13 protein-coding genes are annotated in these 15,119 nt (G+C 36.1%); all 13 read right to left on the minus strand.

What is annotated here, in order from left to right; all coding sequences use genetic code 11:
• Positions 1–2,376 (minus strand): Ig-like domain-containing protein (locus EGM47_RS12745; protein ID WP_124981221.1); only part of this gene is annotated, 2,376 nt, incomplete at its 3' end.
• Between the two features lie 430 nt (positions 2,377–2,806).
• Positions 2,807–4,963, minus strand: coding sequence for a sialate O-acetylesterase (locus tag EGM47_RS12750; RefSeq protein ID WP_124981222.1), 2,157 nt, complete (start codon positions 4,961–4,963; stop codon positions 2,807–2,809).
• A 1,274-nt stretch (positions 4,964–6,237) separates the two neighbouring features.
• Positions 6,238–6,993: a DUF6090 family protein gene (locus tag EGM47_RS12755; protein ID WP_124981223.1), complete on the minus strand. Its 756-nt coding sequence runs from the start codon at positions 6,991–6,993 to the stop codon at positions 6,238–6,240.
• 215 nt (positions 6,994–7,208) lie between these two features.
• Positions 7,209–7,940: a DoxX family protein gene (locus EGM47_RS12760; RefSeq protein WP_124981224.1), complete on the minus strand. Its 732-nt coding sequence runs from the start codon at positions 7,938–7,940 to the stop codon at positions 7,209–7,211.
• Positions 7,941–8,051: 111 nt separating this feature from the next.
• Positions 8,052–8,774: a hypothetical protein gene (locus EGM47_RS12765; protein WP_124981225.1), complete on the minus strand. Its 723-nt coding sequence runs from the start codon at positions 8,772–8,774 to the stop codon at positions 8,052–8,054.
• Positions 8,775–9,288: 514 nt separating this feature from the next.
• Positions 9,289–9,792: a hypothetical protein gene (locus EGM47_RS12770; protein WP_124981226.1), complete on the minus strand. Its 504-nt coding sequence runs from the start codon at positions 9,790–9,792 to the stop codon at positions 9,289–9,291.
• Between the two features lie 132 nt (positions 9,793–9,924).
• Positions 9,925–10,071 carry a lipid II flippase family protein gene (locus tag EGM47_RS16650; protein ID WP_124981227.1) on the minus strand — a complete coding sequence of 49 codons (147 nt, stop codon included), beginning with the start codon at positions 10,069–10,071 and terminating at the stop codon, positions 9,925–9,927.
• Between the two features lie 274 nt (positions 10,072–10,345).
• Positions 10,346–10,927 (minus strand): hypothetical protein, encoded by a 582-nt coding sequence (locus EGM47_RS12780; RefSeq protein ID WP_124981228.1) that lies wholly within the window; start codon positions 10,925–10,927, stop codon positions 10,346–10,348.
• A gap of 327 nt (positions 10,928–11,254) precedes the next feature.
• On the minus strand, positions 11,255–12,295 hold the full coding sequence (locus tag EGM47_RS12785) for a hypothetical protein (RefSeq protein WP_164510891.1): 1,041 nt from the start codon (positions 12,293–12,295) through the stop codon (positions 11,255–11,257).
• Positions 12,270–12,530 (minus strand): hypothetical protein, encoded by a 261-nt coding sequence (locus EGM47_RS12790; protein ID WP_124981230.1) that lies wholly within the window; start codon positions 12,528–12,530, stop codon positions 12,270–12,272. Before EGM47_RS12790 ends, EGM47_RS12785 begins: the two co-directional genes overlap by 26 nt.
• Positions 12,531–12,854: 324 nt before the next feature.
• The gene (locus tag EGM47_RS12795; RefSeq protein WP_164510892.1) at positions 12,855–13,235 is read right to left on the minus strand and encodes a hypothetical protein; all 381 of its coding nucleotides are present in this window, start codon (positions 13,233–13,235) and stop codon (positions 12,855–12,857) included.
• A 170-nt stretch (positions 13,236–13,405) separates the two neighbouring features.
• Positions 13,406–13,945 (minus strand): hypothetical protein, encoded by a 540-nt coding sequence (locus EGM47_RS12800; RefSeq protein ID WP_124981232.1) that lies wholly within the window; start codon positions 13,943–13,945, stop codon positions 13,406–13,408.
• Between the two features lie 278 nt (positions 13,946–14,223).
• On the minus strand, positions 14,224–14,997 hold the full coding sequence (locus tag EGM47_RS12805) for a hypothetical protein (RefSeq protein WP_124981233.1): 774 nt from the start codon (positions 14,995–14,997) through the stop codon (positions 14,224–14,226).
• Positions 14,998–15,119 lie beyond the last annotated feature (122 nt).

Consider the following 15,119-nt stretch of genomic DNA (forward strand, 5'->3'; position numbering starts at 1 on the left):
TGTGGCTTCACCAATCGCTCCTTCATTATCCACAGCTACCGCACGAAGGGTGTGGGTTCCTGCTGAAAGCGTTTGTAAGGCAGGATCATTCTGACCAGGTGCGTTCCATAAATAGGGAGCTCCATTTTCTTGTCGAATAGAGGTTGTACTTCCATCCAAGTATAGATTGACATTGGAAATGCTGCCATCGCTGTCTGTGGCTGTTACATCGACTGTACCTATATTGTCTCCTTCTGTGAACGTTGCCCCGTCTACTGGGGTAGCAAAACTCACCGTTGGATTCTCATTTTCGCCAATGATAGTGATCGTAATCTCTGCTTCACCAGTCGCTCCTTCGTTATCCACAGCTACCGCACGAAGGGTGTGGGTTCCTGCTGAAAGCGTTTGTAAGGCAGGATCATTCTGACCAGGAGCGTTCCATTCGTAAGGAAATCCATTCTCTTGTCGAATAGAAGTTGCACTTCCATCCAAATATAGATTGACATTGGCGATGTTGCCATCAGGATCAATTGCAGAGACTACTACCGTTCCTATGTTAGCACCTTCGGTAAAAGTTGCTCCTTCTGCTGGGGCTGTGAAACTCACTCTTGGAGGGAGAGTATTTCCGGTTATATTAATATAAAAATCATAACTTGATTCACAGTTGTCTGAAGAAATATCTGTAACCGTATAGGTGCCTATATCAGCTGGCTGCACATTTGTAAATGTTATTTCTCTAGTGTTAGCGGTAAATCCATTCGGACCTGTCCAACTCCAGTTTCCTCCTGAGGAACCATCTACAGTTGACTGAGGGCCAAAACTTACATCATCACCGGCATCTACTGTAATAATACCATTCGTTTGCCAATCGATATTGTTGCTACTTGAATAAGGTACGATAGCGCAAGTTGTAGTTGCTCTGAAATCCCTGACGCGATGGAAGGTAAGCATGTTGGCATCGTGCCAGCGTACTGCTTGTCCTTTTTCATTTTCCCATGCAGTCCTTGAAACAAAAATGATGTCATCTCCTTCAATTTGCATGGAAGGATAGTTAAAACCATGAAAGGCGGGAGCCACTCCATGAAGCACTTCTCTCTCTCGTGTCCATGATTTTAAATCTGTTGAGCTATAAAGGGTAATCCCTGGCCTGCGCCCTTCTCCATCGTAAAAATCAGCTTTACTGGTTAGTGCCCAAAACTTATCAGATACAGGATCATAAATACACGAGTATTTCGAACCGCTCATGGGCAAATTAAACTCGCTTGATTCGAACATCCTTTGCGTAGCAGAAAGACCTACGGCCTTTATAGGCGGACCAGCTTTTGGCATAATCACAGGCCAGCCATCTCTATCTAACAGCATGTCCGGTTCATCTCTCGACTCGACACCATCAGGGTTGGCCGTTGTGGTCCAACTGTTAGGATCCATTAGGTCGTCTGATAAATCAGCAGACACGAAGAACAACGCGGGTGGTTGTGCTGAGAGCCATACTCTTCCCTGAGACTTTTCAACCCGACAGGGGGAATTACGTAAGTAGAAATTTAGGAATACGCGAGAAGACCAGGTGTCACCTCCATCGGTTGATTTGATGATGGCTCCTAAATTATCAGCATCTCCAATAATATAGAGATCACCATTATGTTCAAATGTAGAGGAGTGTCTTACGTCATAACTCCTGACTATTTCCGTCCAGGTTAGTCCTTTATCAGTAGATTTAAACCTACGGTTATTCTGCCCTGCTATATAGTCACCATTTGGCAATATGGTGAGATGAGGATCGACAATAAATCCATCCCTGTTGTAATAAGCCCCGGTTTCACGTATTAAAACACCTTCGGCTAAATCAGAAAGGGGTAACGGATTATCAAAAAATACATGCTGCTTTTCACCAAAAATGATGGTAGGACTATCCCTGTCAAAATAAGGGAAATCTACCCAACCTTCACTAGCATCGTAATCATATGAATAAACATGATAAGTAGTAATTGAAGTAAAAAAATTGGTAGATGTTCTGGTCCAACCCGGTGCGTTCATATTGCTTAAGGGAACAGCAATATAAATCGTAGTAGATTGATCTACACTAAAAGACTCCATATCTGCAGAATTGTGATCGTCATCAATACTGCCATATACAGGAGTAGTTGCATAGTCTTTATCCGTGATCAAAGCTGGGCGCTGACCTACCCACACGTGTGCGTTACCATCACCGCTAAACCTAGGCCACGTTTCCCAATCTTTCTTTATACCTTTTCGATGGATCATCTGTCGGTCGGTACCTCTACCATTAACGTTCCAGATATCAATACCGACGCCCCGGACACGTATGTTGGGCTGTGCAAGGGAGGTGAAGCCCAATAGCAGCATGAATGCTACTAAAAATTTTGTTACATTTTTCATGGGAAAATAATTTTGTAAATGATGAGAATTTAGTTAGTTAATAAATAAAGTTGGGTAATCACCGACTTAAAAGCAGTTGAAGAATCAATTAAGAATTACATACGTAGGGGTTGAGAGTTGTAATGAATTTTTTTTATTCATTTCACTTAGGGGGTATGTTTCAAAATTTACCGTCACGTTGGCCAGAAATACTCAAGTTTTGTCATCAGCCTTGACTTTCTTGTTAGATAAGTAAGTCATACCGCATATTTTTAACTTGTCCACTTCTGGTTTTTTAAGCGGTTAGGGGTATCTGTTCTTTAATAATATAGTTTTTTATTATTAATAATTAAATCTTTTATTGATTTTATTTATAAATGGATTCAGATTTTGATCATGGGCATTCCTCTCAATTGCAATACCTGTTCTGAATATTGATCAAGAGAATCTCCTAGAAAATCACCAGCTTTTGGGTCAGTACTACGCCTTTTTCTGACATACTTTTGACAATGTAAATTCCTGTTTTCAGCGTTTCCCTGGTGTTTATAGACATAGTACCACCAGTATACTTTTCTTGCCATATCAATTGACCACCTATATCCAGGATAGAGATCTCAGCATTGCTTATACCTTTTAGCTCAATGTAGAGCGTATCGGATGTTGGATTGGGGTACATCACCAGTTGGTTCACCAAATCTCCTTTGTTGATGTCAATAACATTGGAAGCCGCTTTAAAACTTGAATCACCAGATGGAATAAGCTCCCAATGTGCGGTTGCATCATTTCCATCAGCTGAATTAATAGCGTTTCCACCAATAGCAGCAATGTAACCGCGACCAGCATCTCTGCACTCCAATTTATATATGTTACCACTAACCCATATAGGCAGCCATTCCCGATTGAGATAGGCATTGCCAAGAAAACGTTCAGCCAGCCACACCAATGGATTACCCGTGGTGGTGGCGGTCTTGATGGGACCACGTTGTGGGTTGGCATTATCCAACATGACATAACCATCAGAAGTTGGAATAAAATTCCATTGATGATCTTCTGAAGTAGAAGGGGCATATAATCCAATAGCTCCATTGTCATCAGACTTCAGCATTTCTCCTGAGGCTAGATTTTGTAGGAAGAATGCACCTGTGGGATTCCCGTTATCAACAGTTATGTCAATTGAGGCCTCAGAGGTTTCACCATCATTATCTGTTGCCACCGCTTTTAGCGTATAGGTTCCGGCCGCAAGATCAGCCAGTAAAGGATCCTGTACATTTTGTCCCCAGTCATAGGTTGCGTAATTTTCCTGACGTACAAGTAAATTATTGATAAATAATTGAACATTGTCAATCGAACCGTTGCTATCGGTCGCATCTACGGTAACAACTAGATCATGTCCTGCGGTAAAAGCGGTTCCATCTATGGGAGTGACAAAATTGACCAGCGGAGCAGTGGTTGATGTCTGATTGTACACCCGATCCAGGACTATATCAGCATAACGCTGCCCTAAGGTCAAGTAACTTTCGCGGCTAAAATGAAGACCATCGCCGTTGTCTGTCAGGCCATCTGACAATACACATGCCGTATTGTCGATAAAGGTTGGAACGGTCGTTATCATCGCATTGAAGTTGGCATGTGATGACTTAAATTGACCGATCTGCCCTGCTACAAAGAGCAAATTAGGATCTCCTAAGTCCTCCCGCAAATTGGCTACTAAACTCTGCAACCGCTCAGGGTATTGTTCTACGCCCAGCGTGCCAGAGTTAGATTCGCCCTGATGCCACAAAATGGCTTTGTATGTTCCCCATTTTTGTGCTTCAAGAGCTCTTACAATGGTTTGGGCATATAGGTCATCTGTTTTATCATTCCAGGAATTTATACTTGAACCGCCTCGTGCGTTGACTACCAATCCGATTTTGTTATTGATCGAAGAAGCAACCTCTTTGGAAAATGAAAATGAAGGGCTTACTCCCTGACCGTTAAATGAAGTGGAACCGATGTTAGTATAGCCGTTGAACGGATTGACTGCATCAATAAAGCCATCATTAGCCAACAAATAAGCATTATCAACAGGAATGAAATCACCCAACGCAGCATTCATATCATCCCTTCCTGCCATATTAGACTGTCCAATACAGAGAAAAAGATCTAGTTGTTCAAAAACTATGCTTTGCGCAATGGGACCTACACCAGGGAAACTGGTATTTAAAGGTATTTCCACCGATTCGTTTGCGGTAACCGTTTTCTGATAAATTGCTAAAGAGGTAGAAGCTCCATCAGAATAATTGAATGCCGTATTAGGCACCAGTGACCAACCAGTTACACCACTTGAAGGACCAATCAGATAAATGGTACCTGAAGCAGAGGGTATGATAAAACCTTGATCTGCCACTTTACCATCACTGGCAAGAAATTCGAATCCAGCGAACTCTGACGGAATGTTTTGTAATACATAGTTTCTGTTGGTAAAAATCTCGGCGCCGTTGGCAAAGTTTCGGTTTTCAAAAGCTCCTTGTGGCGATATCACCGATATGGGCATGGTATCAGCTGCCAGTGTAAGGTAGCTACATAGTAGTAAACAAAGTAAAAGTAAGGGTTTGAAGAAGTGGTTCATAATGAAATAGTTTAAGGGGATTTTTTAATCAAGAGTTATTTTGGTTAATAGGTGCATGGGCCAAGATCAGCTTATCAGGAAATCTGTACGGTTCGTACCTAATCATCACTTACCACCTTTTGCGATGGTAATAAATAATCATTGACATACAGATCCTTTGATAGGACCGATCCGAATGTCAATTGATCAAGACATCCACGAGAACACTCAAGTAATGACATGGCTATCAATAGCCATAGAGTAGAGTAGTAGCCTGGCAATTGACTAAGATGAAAGTGGGCTTGGCGCCGCTCTAAACACGGGTATTTTCCTCTTAGCTAAATTGGTTCGGCGCTTCTGATGCTATTTTGATCAAGTGACTACGACTGTTGTATAGGTCGTTGTATCGGCCAGTTATAGTTAATATGTCAATGCCTACTGCCTATATGTTGAAGTCGCTGGGCAAAAAGAAAGCATGTCGGATAACGGTGGTCTGGCTGTTGAAGATGGTAGTAAATTTTTCATGGGAAAATAATTTTGGAAATGATGATACTTTAATTGATCAGTATTTTTGATTAGACGCAATAAGAGTAAGGCATCAAAATTGACCCTAGGGAGGGCAAGAAATAAACAATCAGTTGTCTAAGCATCAGTGCGCCTACTTTCGCAGGTGTTTTTTAGCTCAAGGGTTTCTTGCTTATTTCAAATTTTTGAGCAGTCCTCAAAACTTTATCTTTCCTGTAAAGATACTTTTTTTAATCAGGAAACAGCTTGCTTTGAGGATTTTAACTATTTTGAATTGGTTTGGGTGTTCAAGAAAAACCCTGCATCACCCATGAAGACTAAAGGTTCACCCTTTCTATTCTAGTTAAAATATTTGGTGATACCTATAAAATGTATTTGGTATTTGAGATTTTCTTTGAAGGATCCTGATTCGAGTATGCTGGACCTCCAGCTTCAGTAAATTCATTATGTAAAGTTCCCAAGGGATCCCATTTTTATTAGTGATACCTCCAGTTTTATAGCCAAAACTCATGATTTTTAAGGATCAATGATATAATTTGCAGAGCCGATAGGGGGTGTTCTTTTGTATCAACTCGCGTTCTCAAATCAATCAACTTGAAAGCAAGTAAAGGATTTCAGCGTATACGAGGCTAGATCTGCTGTTTTGAAATTATTCACTCAGGTTGAGGTTTGTCCGCTTTCGCGAAAGCGTTATCGACTGGAAGATTTCATTTTATCTCAGTCCTTTTGTAATTCAATCACTCGATTATTGCCTATCTGTAGTACCTACTTTATTTTTTGGTTTTGATTTCATTCTCCAAATCGATGATCAAGCTATAATATTCTGATTCTAAGTCTTTACCTCTGGTGATGACCTCACTCATTTTGCTGAGAAGCAATATGTACATGTTCTTTACTTCTTGCGAATTGAAATTCTTATTGTAAGAAGCTTTGTCCTTCTTTTCTTCTTCATTTGTTCGCTCTCTAAGTTGGGCCAACACCTCCGGATGAATGCTGTAATTTTCAATGAAATATTTTTCTAAATGCTCTTTGGTATATTCTGTTACTTCATCTTCAATTTCTTGATAATCTTTAACGGTGTCATAAAGTTTTGATATTCGGATTTTTATAGAGTCGTTTGATATTAATTCTATTTTTCCTGAATTGATCATCGAATTGTAAATTCCCATGGATGGATCGAAGGTATAGTTCTTTACATTCTTTTTGATCAAGGAATCAAGATGCACAAGATTCTGATTTGAAATCGTTCCAAAGAGAAATTCATTCAAGCTATTGTTTCTTGTGATTTGAGCACCAAAAATTTGGTCGAACTCTGCAATGTTTATTCTAATCGACTCGTGTAAACTTTTCAATGTTTTAAGTTCCTCCTTTTTGAGTTGATTGTTTTGATTCCAATTGTTTATCTGTAAAGCAATCAGAATTCCAACTACGACCAACACTATTTCTCCAATAGCATATTTCAAGTATTTTCCAGTTTTGCCTTCTGAGAGTAGATTTTGTCGAAACTTTCTAAAGAATTTGATCATCAGAGGTTGCTTTTTCTAAAGATAAGATTTTAATTGATTGAAGTTCCAAAAATTTGACTGACAACGGTTTCGGTTAGGATATAGCTGCATTTTCGGCCACACAAAGAGCAAATATCCGAATAGAAGATCAGCCTCCCGATAGCTATTGGGATTCAGAAATAGGTGAGGGCTAGTAACTACTTATAGCCACTACATTGCATAGTCTGTTTTGGTTTTCAGTTATTGTCTATTCTTTCCTTTTTCTCCTTAAACTCGTCTAGACAATGGTCTAACAGATTCCCTTTGGCATGAACACATTCACAAAATTCATTTCCAATTGTTTCATATTTTGTCTGATGATACTGTTTCTTGCAGTCAGACATTGAATTTCGCGGCATAATATCAAATCCCTTCTGGGATATTAGAACTGTAACTCCAAAAGTTAGTCCCACCCCAATAAAAAATAGGAAAGGAAACTTATTATTATATTTTTCAGGTTTTTTTACAATACCATAATCAGCTATCTTCTTAAATGGCATTATGTACTTTAATCTATCGTAGTTCCATACAAGTATGTATAAATTTGCTAACACCATTAGTGGTGAGGTGACCAACGAGCCTTCAAATCTCACTGCTAAAGACAGAATACATATATTGACAATTATTGGAAAATAAAGAAGCGCACCTAAGGTTACTGTTCTGGGTATTAATAGTAGAATTGCGGCAAGAATTTGGGCAATCCCGATAAATGGATAGTAGTAACCTGTATGGTGCAAAGCAGTCAAATAGGCTCCCATTGGATGAATTTCGGAAAGACCGCTTGCGAATTTTTCGTCCATAATCTTCACTATTCCCGCAACAACAAAAGCATAAGCTAGAATTACACGACAAAAAATAGAGAAATACCAATACCATCTATTGTGTTTGACTTTTAAATAAAATTGATCAAATTTAGTTAGTCTATTCATGAGTGTCTTTGATAACGGTAACTTTTAAGCTTCTGTGAGATAAAATTACCAGAGTACTGTTGGTCGATCCAAGCAATTTAGCAAAATGAGTTGAATTTCAGAAGAGGTATTTCAGCTGCTATTACGTTTAAAGGTTGTAGTTGTACCTTGTTTTTTGTTTTTATAAAGTTCGATCGCTTTTAAATAATTTAGTCCGCTGCTTTTGGTTTGTTCGTTCAGAAATCCATTCAATTCCGGTTGGTGATCAGCAATCCAACGGACCAGTTCATCCCTATTCTTGACAAATTCCTCGACGTCAAACAAAGTGGAAGTCCTTTTGATATTATTTATTTTGTTTCCCTCAAATTCTAAGACTTCGTCGGTAATTATAGGTCCGCGATGAAGAAAGGAAATACGTTTATCGATTTTTGAAATTTTGGCTTTTACAACTCCATCTTCTTTTTCAATTTTGAGTATGTCGTAAGTGGGTTGAAACACAGCGTCCCATTTTACCCATTCAGCATATTCACTGCCGTTATATTTCTGTTCAAATCCGTCATCAACGGTTGTAAATCTCTTAGTAATTAACTCCTTTGTTTTTGAAGGATTTGAGTTGTTAATTGCCCTATAGTATTTTTTAGCAATTCCCAATTTATCTGCTTCTTTTTCATGTGTTTTGCAGGAGGTAATTCCAATGGTCAATAGAAATAATATCGCTATGGCTTTTTTCATTCGTTTTCCATAGTACATAAGGTGTTTAAGCTTTCGCGAAAGCGAACCAACCAGCTCCTCAACAGTAATCTTTACGTCAGAGTGGCTGATGGTAATTGTAAGTAGGGTAGAGTTAGTAATCAATCAAATTAGATTGAGGTGACTTGTTACTTTTGATAAGATAATTGTTCATTATTTTTTCAGTTGTAATAGTGCCAACAATAATTCCAATAGCTCCAAAAAAACTAATTCCAGTTGAACTACGGATCAAGTTTCCTAAAAAGAAGCCCATTAAAATTCCAAGAATTAAAACTCCATGGTATTTAAACACTTTCTTTTTTGCTGATTTTATTTCTTTGTTATTTTTCTCTTCATATTCTTCCTGTAATCTAACAAACCTTTCAAGATTAGATAAGAATTTTGTAAAGAAAGGTTTCTCTCTGCATTTCTAAATTATTCTTACGACGTTCCTGTAAACTAATGATATTATCGAGTTTTTATGCCTAACCCATGGACTTGGTCATGAATAGTTGTGTGTTTAAGCACCTAATTTGGTAAATAAACAACCCTGGACACAATCCGCCGACCGATAGCTATTGAGGATCCAAAAAAGGCAATGACAGCGTTATTACGTATCAGCTTAATTTTAAACTGGTTTTTATTGAATAGTTCCATTGAAAGTTTTAGATTCACTGTATACTGTAATTCCAAAAAGATTCCATTTCAAAATCCCTGTAGCTGAAAATTCTGCTTTTCCGTTGGGATTCATATTTTTTGTATCAATTGATTTGAATTCCCAAACATAACCGCTCACAAGTCCAGTTAAAAAACTGTCACTTTCAATTGGAATATATTCATTTTCCTCAATAGAATATTTAACAAGCATGTTTATATCAAAAGTCCAATTGTCTTCCAATTTCACTTGTTTTATTTCAGAGTAGTTATTTCTGTTGTAATCTTTAGTTATTGAAATTTGGTTTGAAGTTTCCTCAAAATTAGATGCTGTGATGATTTGACCAGTCCCGATTACCAGTATAACGATAGAAACAATCTTAAACTGGGGTTTGAATATTTTCTTACCTTTTGCAATAAATCCTATAATTAGGTACAAAAAGTAAATTACCATTAAACCGTTTATTATCGACCAGATTAAATGTATCATGATTTTCGTTTTCGAGTTTGTTTATAGCGTCTAGGTTATGGTAGGTTTTGGAACTAAAATTAATGAACTTTCGGTTCAGTGCCAAAACCCGCATTTAATGTAGGTATTTTTGTGCTTTTGGCTTGATATGATTTAGACAGCCATTGCTATAATGTGAGCAAATGGAAGTAGGATCATTTGAGCTAAAATCGCTCCAAGCGCTCTTGCCAAAACCATATAGCTGATAGTGCGTTTAAATTTGCTGTACATAAATTTACCTTCTGCGACTTCATCCGTCAAAAGCTATATTTATTATGCTAGCAGGAGGTTGTCGACTGTCTTCATTAACTATTCCTGCATGCTATTTGCCTGTTTAAATGGCACCGCGACTTGTTTTCCGTATTTGTATTTGCTTAAGAACTTATTTGGTAAAAGTATAATAGGGGAGAGATCTTTGTTATATCTATCGGGATTACAATCGGTATAATAGTCTAAAGGCTTTTCAGGAGTTTTGGCAATCGCTTAATTGATGATATAATGGTTTGGTTATAGGGGGTTTCCCGCAGGGCATACGTTACGCCTGTCGTTTAGCGTTTTTATATTTTCTTTTTTGTCTTACACTGAATATTATTCCAAATATCAATCCAATGAAGCCACCTAGATAGCTGAAATTGTGCATAGAACCAACCAGTATAAAGTTCCCTCGTTCAATCAGGTTGTCGGGTAAAAACCAATTTGGAGGATCTTCCACTAGGAATATTTTTCCATACAGAAGTCCGATTAAACCAGTCAAGAATGCTATTCCTGTTGTCAAGATTATTGATTTTAATGTGGCTTTGAACATTTCTTTTCCATTTCGATGAATTAATCCGATTAACCCGAGGAAAATTCCAATGATCAAACCGACCCACCAAGTCCCCAAAATTCCAACAATTGCAGTTCCGAATCTAGGGTTGTTTAAGATGATTTCAGGAGCTGTTGCCGTTCCAATGTTTTGTCCTAGTCCCCAGTGTTCAAGTCCAAATTGTATGAATTTAAACTTTGTATAATACTCTTCTGATATTGAATATGTTAATTGGTCGTGAGCAATTCCATAAATCCCGCCAAGAATTGGTGCAATTATCAATATTAAAATTAACGCTACTATTTTATTCATTCGTTTTTTTCAATGTCGTGCAACAGGTTTGTATATGATTTCGTTCCGTGTTTCAGCAAATAATTTAGCAAATACAAACTGAATAGAAAATCCGTGTTCCCGATAGCTATCGGGACTAGTAAGTAAGCTAAAGCTATCCATTAATTATATACGGCTTGAGAAAAATCTTTTCTATTTTTTAATTCTTTTCTCTTTTTGCCAAACCTTTGTTCTTCATTTTTGTTATTTAAATTATTCAGAACAAATCTATCAATGTTTATATGATTTGGTTGCGTCGTCCATAAATCATCTCTGTCGAGTATCAATTCAAGTAGTTTTTTACTTTAGTTACTCATCATTCCAAATCAATTTTCTTGAGATTTGAGCATTAAAGACAAATTGTTCTTCCTTTGAAGAAATTGACGTTTTACGCTCTCGTTTAATTTCATTTAGAAATGCGAGATCATCTTTGATTATATATTTGTACGTTAAAACATCAAATAAAACTTTACTTAAATATCTTGACTTCTTACCATTTGTGAAGTGAAGTTTTGTTTTTCTTAAATCATTATAATATATAGTACAGTTAGTAATGAGAAAACTTTCATTGTATTCAATAAACCCTTTTACCTTAAATTTTTTGGAGGTAAACTCGAGTTTTCCATTCTTTTTCTTAAAAACAAATTTCTTTGGTTTATCCAATAGTTTTTTGATTACATCATTGTATATCATTGAATTACCGAAACCTGAATAAAGCAAATTACCTTTGGAATGTAAAATTCCGTTTGAAGATAATATATTCATTGATATCGTATTGTTCTGTGAATGAAAAATTAATGGTTTATGAATTTTACTGATAATTGTATCTTGAACAAAACCAAAATTTTCACTAACGTACTGGGTGTAAACTATATTTAAAATCTCTTGATTATCGCTGACTATGTTCACAGCATGATGATCATTAGTGTTTTCAAGATAAGAGTCTTCATAGAAGTAAAATCTTAGACTATCTAAAACATCTTCAACTGAATAGTTCGAAATTATGATAGTTTTTAGTTGTTCCAACTTTTTTCTAAGTCTAACCTCATATAACTCTTTCTTCTTATCAATTGTTATGTTTTCGGAAATATATCCCGAAGAAAAAATTGTCAAATCGGTAACTTCTTCAGAATTTTTATGTAAGAATTGTCCCGTGTCATCAGTTTTACCGATTACAATTCCTTCATAAATGATGTAAGCATCTTCTATAGGTAGACCCTTATCGTTTGTAACTGATATTACAGTTTGAGCCAAAACACTATGAGAGAACAAAAGCCATAAGGTTACCAACAGTACCCTTAATTGCATTTTCAGCTGTTTACCTCTAATACCATTCGTAATCATCCCCATGATCTTCTTTAAAATTTTTGGCTCTTACTTCTCCAGTGAGTTGAGTGTGATATGTTACAGTAATAATTCCTCTGGGCGATTCTCTCACAAATCCTGGATTAAAGCTCAAGCCTTCTGGGCAACTTCTTTTATATTCAATTGGTTTACTGCCATACACCACCGCCTGATTAAGCAATTGAAACAATTGTTTCGAGTGTGAAGAGCCATGTAATTTCGAGATTACATATTTTTTCATTTTATATTGTTGATGCCACTTTATTCATAAACGACAAGTTAAATTTAAGCTCTTTCGATCAACGAAAAATGCCTTTTAATACTCTATTTTTTTTCAATGGTTTTTCGCTTTCATGTACTCCGTCGCATTTTAAGATATCAGCCCAAATGTCTGATCATAAGCGCAGACATTTATCTCAGATAGGGCATAACGGTTTTGTATAAACGTCAGTTAAGGATTAAAGTTAATGGAATTTCGGTTTAGTACAGACGTTAGAAATTCCGATTGGATTAGGACATCGTAGAATCGGCCGTAATTGCGATTATATATTGTTGAGTGTAGTTTTTATGGACGATAATATACAGTCCTTTCTTTTGGTTCTTTCGTTCCCCATAGTATTTCAACTTCGCTTTCAGTTAAATTTATTAGTCGACCTTGTGCCACTTTGTTGTTAAAATAAATAAATATACTGTCTTTCTTCAATTTGTACGGGACATATCTATTATCGCTATAGCGTACGTAAAAATTTTCCAGGAAAATTACAAATTTAGTTTTGTCAAATCTTGAATGAGTAAGCCATCTTCCTTTTAATCGATTCAAATCAAATTCTTGATTAGTAAATTCTATTTCAGTATTTTTTTTCTGATTGTGATGATTAGTATTATTACTTCCACAAGAATAGCAGAAGAATATTACCATAAAAATTAATAGAGGTTTTTTCAACATAATTTTGTTTTCAAAATACACACAACAGGTTGTATAAGATGAGTGGCGTGTTTAAGCACTTAATGTAGCAAATATAAAAACCAGATTGAAAATCCGCGTCCCGATAGCCATCGGGATTCGTGAGTAGTGGTTACTAGCAATGAACTATACACGGTGTTGGAACTAGTTTTTTATTCGTTAATTTCCTTTACGTCATATACTTCTTTCCCTAAAGTTAAGTAACTAATTCTGTCGAGTTTTCCACTGTCATTATATTCAAACCTTTTGTAGAAAAAATCATTATAAGAATCGTTTTGCCCACTTATTATTTTCAAATCAGGTTCGATTCGGTTATTTATTTTATTTAAGTTCAGAGTATAGTCAAATGTGTACCAATTATTTGTTGAAAAGTGTCCAAATTCATAAATCTTTTTGTCTTTATAATACAATTCAAATAGACGATGTCCGTAATTATTATCTATTCCTTTTAGATTTTTTCCGCTTGCAAAAATTGTCTTTCCGCTATTTTGATTCACAACTTTAAAATCAGAAAGGTTCAGGTTTGAGTCCACTTTTAATTCAAAAGTATTAAAGTCAAAAAGTTTGGAAGAAATACTGGTAGTAATACTATGTTCATCTTTTACTTTTTCCGCGTAATTCTTTAAACCATAGAAACATAAAATTACCGCTATTAGAATTAAAAATAATTTCCGATTTCTATTCAATTTCATTGGGTTTATTAAATTGGTTACACGCTCTCTTATAATCGTCAGTTACGGGTTGATATGCGTTGATTTTCGGTTTGGCACTGACGTTATCAATTCCCAGAGAGCTTGGTTGTAGTCGAATCGGCCGTAATTGCGGTTATACATTGATACATGCTGGCCTTTATTCATTTTTATAGTATTCCTTTTTGATTTTTTTCTGGCGATAATATGCAGCAAATATCAATGATAATGGGAAAACAATATTATCAAAATCCATTTAAAAATGTTTAAAATCAAATTCATTATCCAAGTATTGAACAAATAAAAATCAGATTTACGATTAAGGTTAATCCGATTGTTGCAATCATTGCCTTTTTGGTAATCTTAAATTTATCTCGGATTCCATTTTTACAGTTTAGAAATAAATATCCTCCAAAAAACAATAAAGTTGCTATATAAACCAAAGGGGAAACTGGTGGGGAAAGATTTTCAATTTCAGAAATTCCAGAAGGCTCTCTCCCCAAATTCGCAAAGAAAAGAACTATTGCACTAAGTGCAGAATAGGTCAGAAATATTGATAGCAAAATCCAACCAATTTTGTTTCTTTTCCAATATAGAATTACTGTTATTGGTAATATGATTGTTGGAAAAAAGTATTCTACTATACTTAAATCCCAATCTGAAATTCCTTCGTGAAATATTATTTCGAACATTCCCAACTGTTGGTATAATCTATAAATTGCCAAACAACCAAAAATCAGAGTTGTCAGTCTGATAACTTTTTCGGGTGTTTGAATTCCGTTTTGAATTGGATTTATGGTATCAAGTAGAGTAGAAGCACTTTTTTTTATTCTTTCCTCACACTGTTTTCTTTTCTCAATATCAATTTTTTTAGCATTCTCCTTTTCAGTTATTTCTGATTTAGCTTGATTCAATTCTTGTTCGGAAAGCTGTCGGCTTTCAATTTCAGTTTTTGCTGTCTCTACTGCAATCGGGTTATATTTTTCCGATTCTGCAATAATTTTCAAAAGTTCGATATTTGACAACTTTTGGTATAATTCAGTAAATTCAGTCATTTAGTACGAATGTTTTTCTTGGCTTGCTTGTAACGGTAAAGGCTATACGTCAGTTGCGTTTATTCTCCTTGCCTTCCCAAACATACCCAAACATCAGAAAATTTCTCAGAAATTTTCTGATA

The organism is Nonlabens xiamenensis (assembly GCF_003865345.1).
GTDB lineage: Bacteria > Bacteroidota > Bacteroidia > Flavobacteriales > Flavobacteriaceae > Nonlabens > Nonlabens xiamenensis.

Coding starts and splice junctions, on each gene's coding strand:
- EGM47_RS12750 (WP_124981222.1), bottom strand. CDS start 4,963: ATGAACCACTTCTTCAAACCCTTACTTTTACTTTGTTTACTACTATGT.
- EGM47_RS12760 (WP_124981224.1), bottom strand. CDS start 7,940: ATGAATAGACTAACTAAATTTGATCAATTTTATTTAAAAGTCAAACAC.
- EGM47_RS12800 (WP_124981232.1), bottom strand. CDS start 13,945: ATGAAATTGAATAGAAATCGGAAATTATTTTTAATTCTAATAGCGGTA.
- EGM47_RS12780 (WP_124981228.1), bottom strand. CDS start 10,927: ATGAATAAAATAGTAGCGTTAATTTTAATATTGATAATTGCACCAATT.
- EGM47_RS12770 (WP_124981226.1), bottom strand. CDS start 9,792: ATGATACATTTAATCTGGTCGATAATAAACGGTTTAATGGTAATTTAC.
- EGM47_RS12755 (WP_124981223.1), bottom strand. CDS start 6,993: ATGATCAAATTCTTTAGAAAGTTTCGACAAAATCTACTCTCAGAAGGC.
- EGM47_RS12795 (WP_164510892.1), bottom strand. CDS start 13,235: ATGTTGAAAAAACCTCTATTAATTTTTATGGTAATATTCTTCTGCTAT.
- EGM47_RS12790 (WP_124981230.1), bottom strand. CDS start 12,530: ATGAAAAAATATGTAATCTCGAAATTACATGGCTCTTCACACTCGAAA.
- EGM47_RS12785 (WP_164510891.1), bottom strand. CDS start 12,295: ATGGGGATGATTACGAATGGTATTAGAGGTAAACAGCTGAAAATGCAA.
- EGM47_RS12805 (WP_124981233.1), bottom strand. CDS start 14,997: ATGACTGAATTTACTGAATTATACCAAAAGTTGTCAAATATCGAACTT.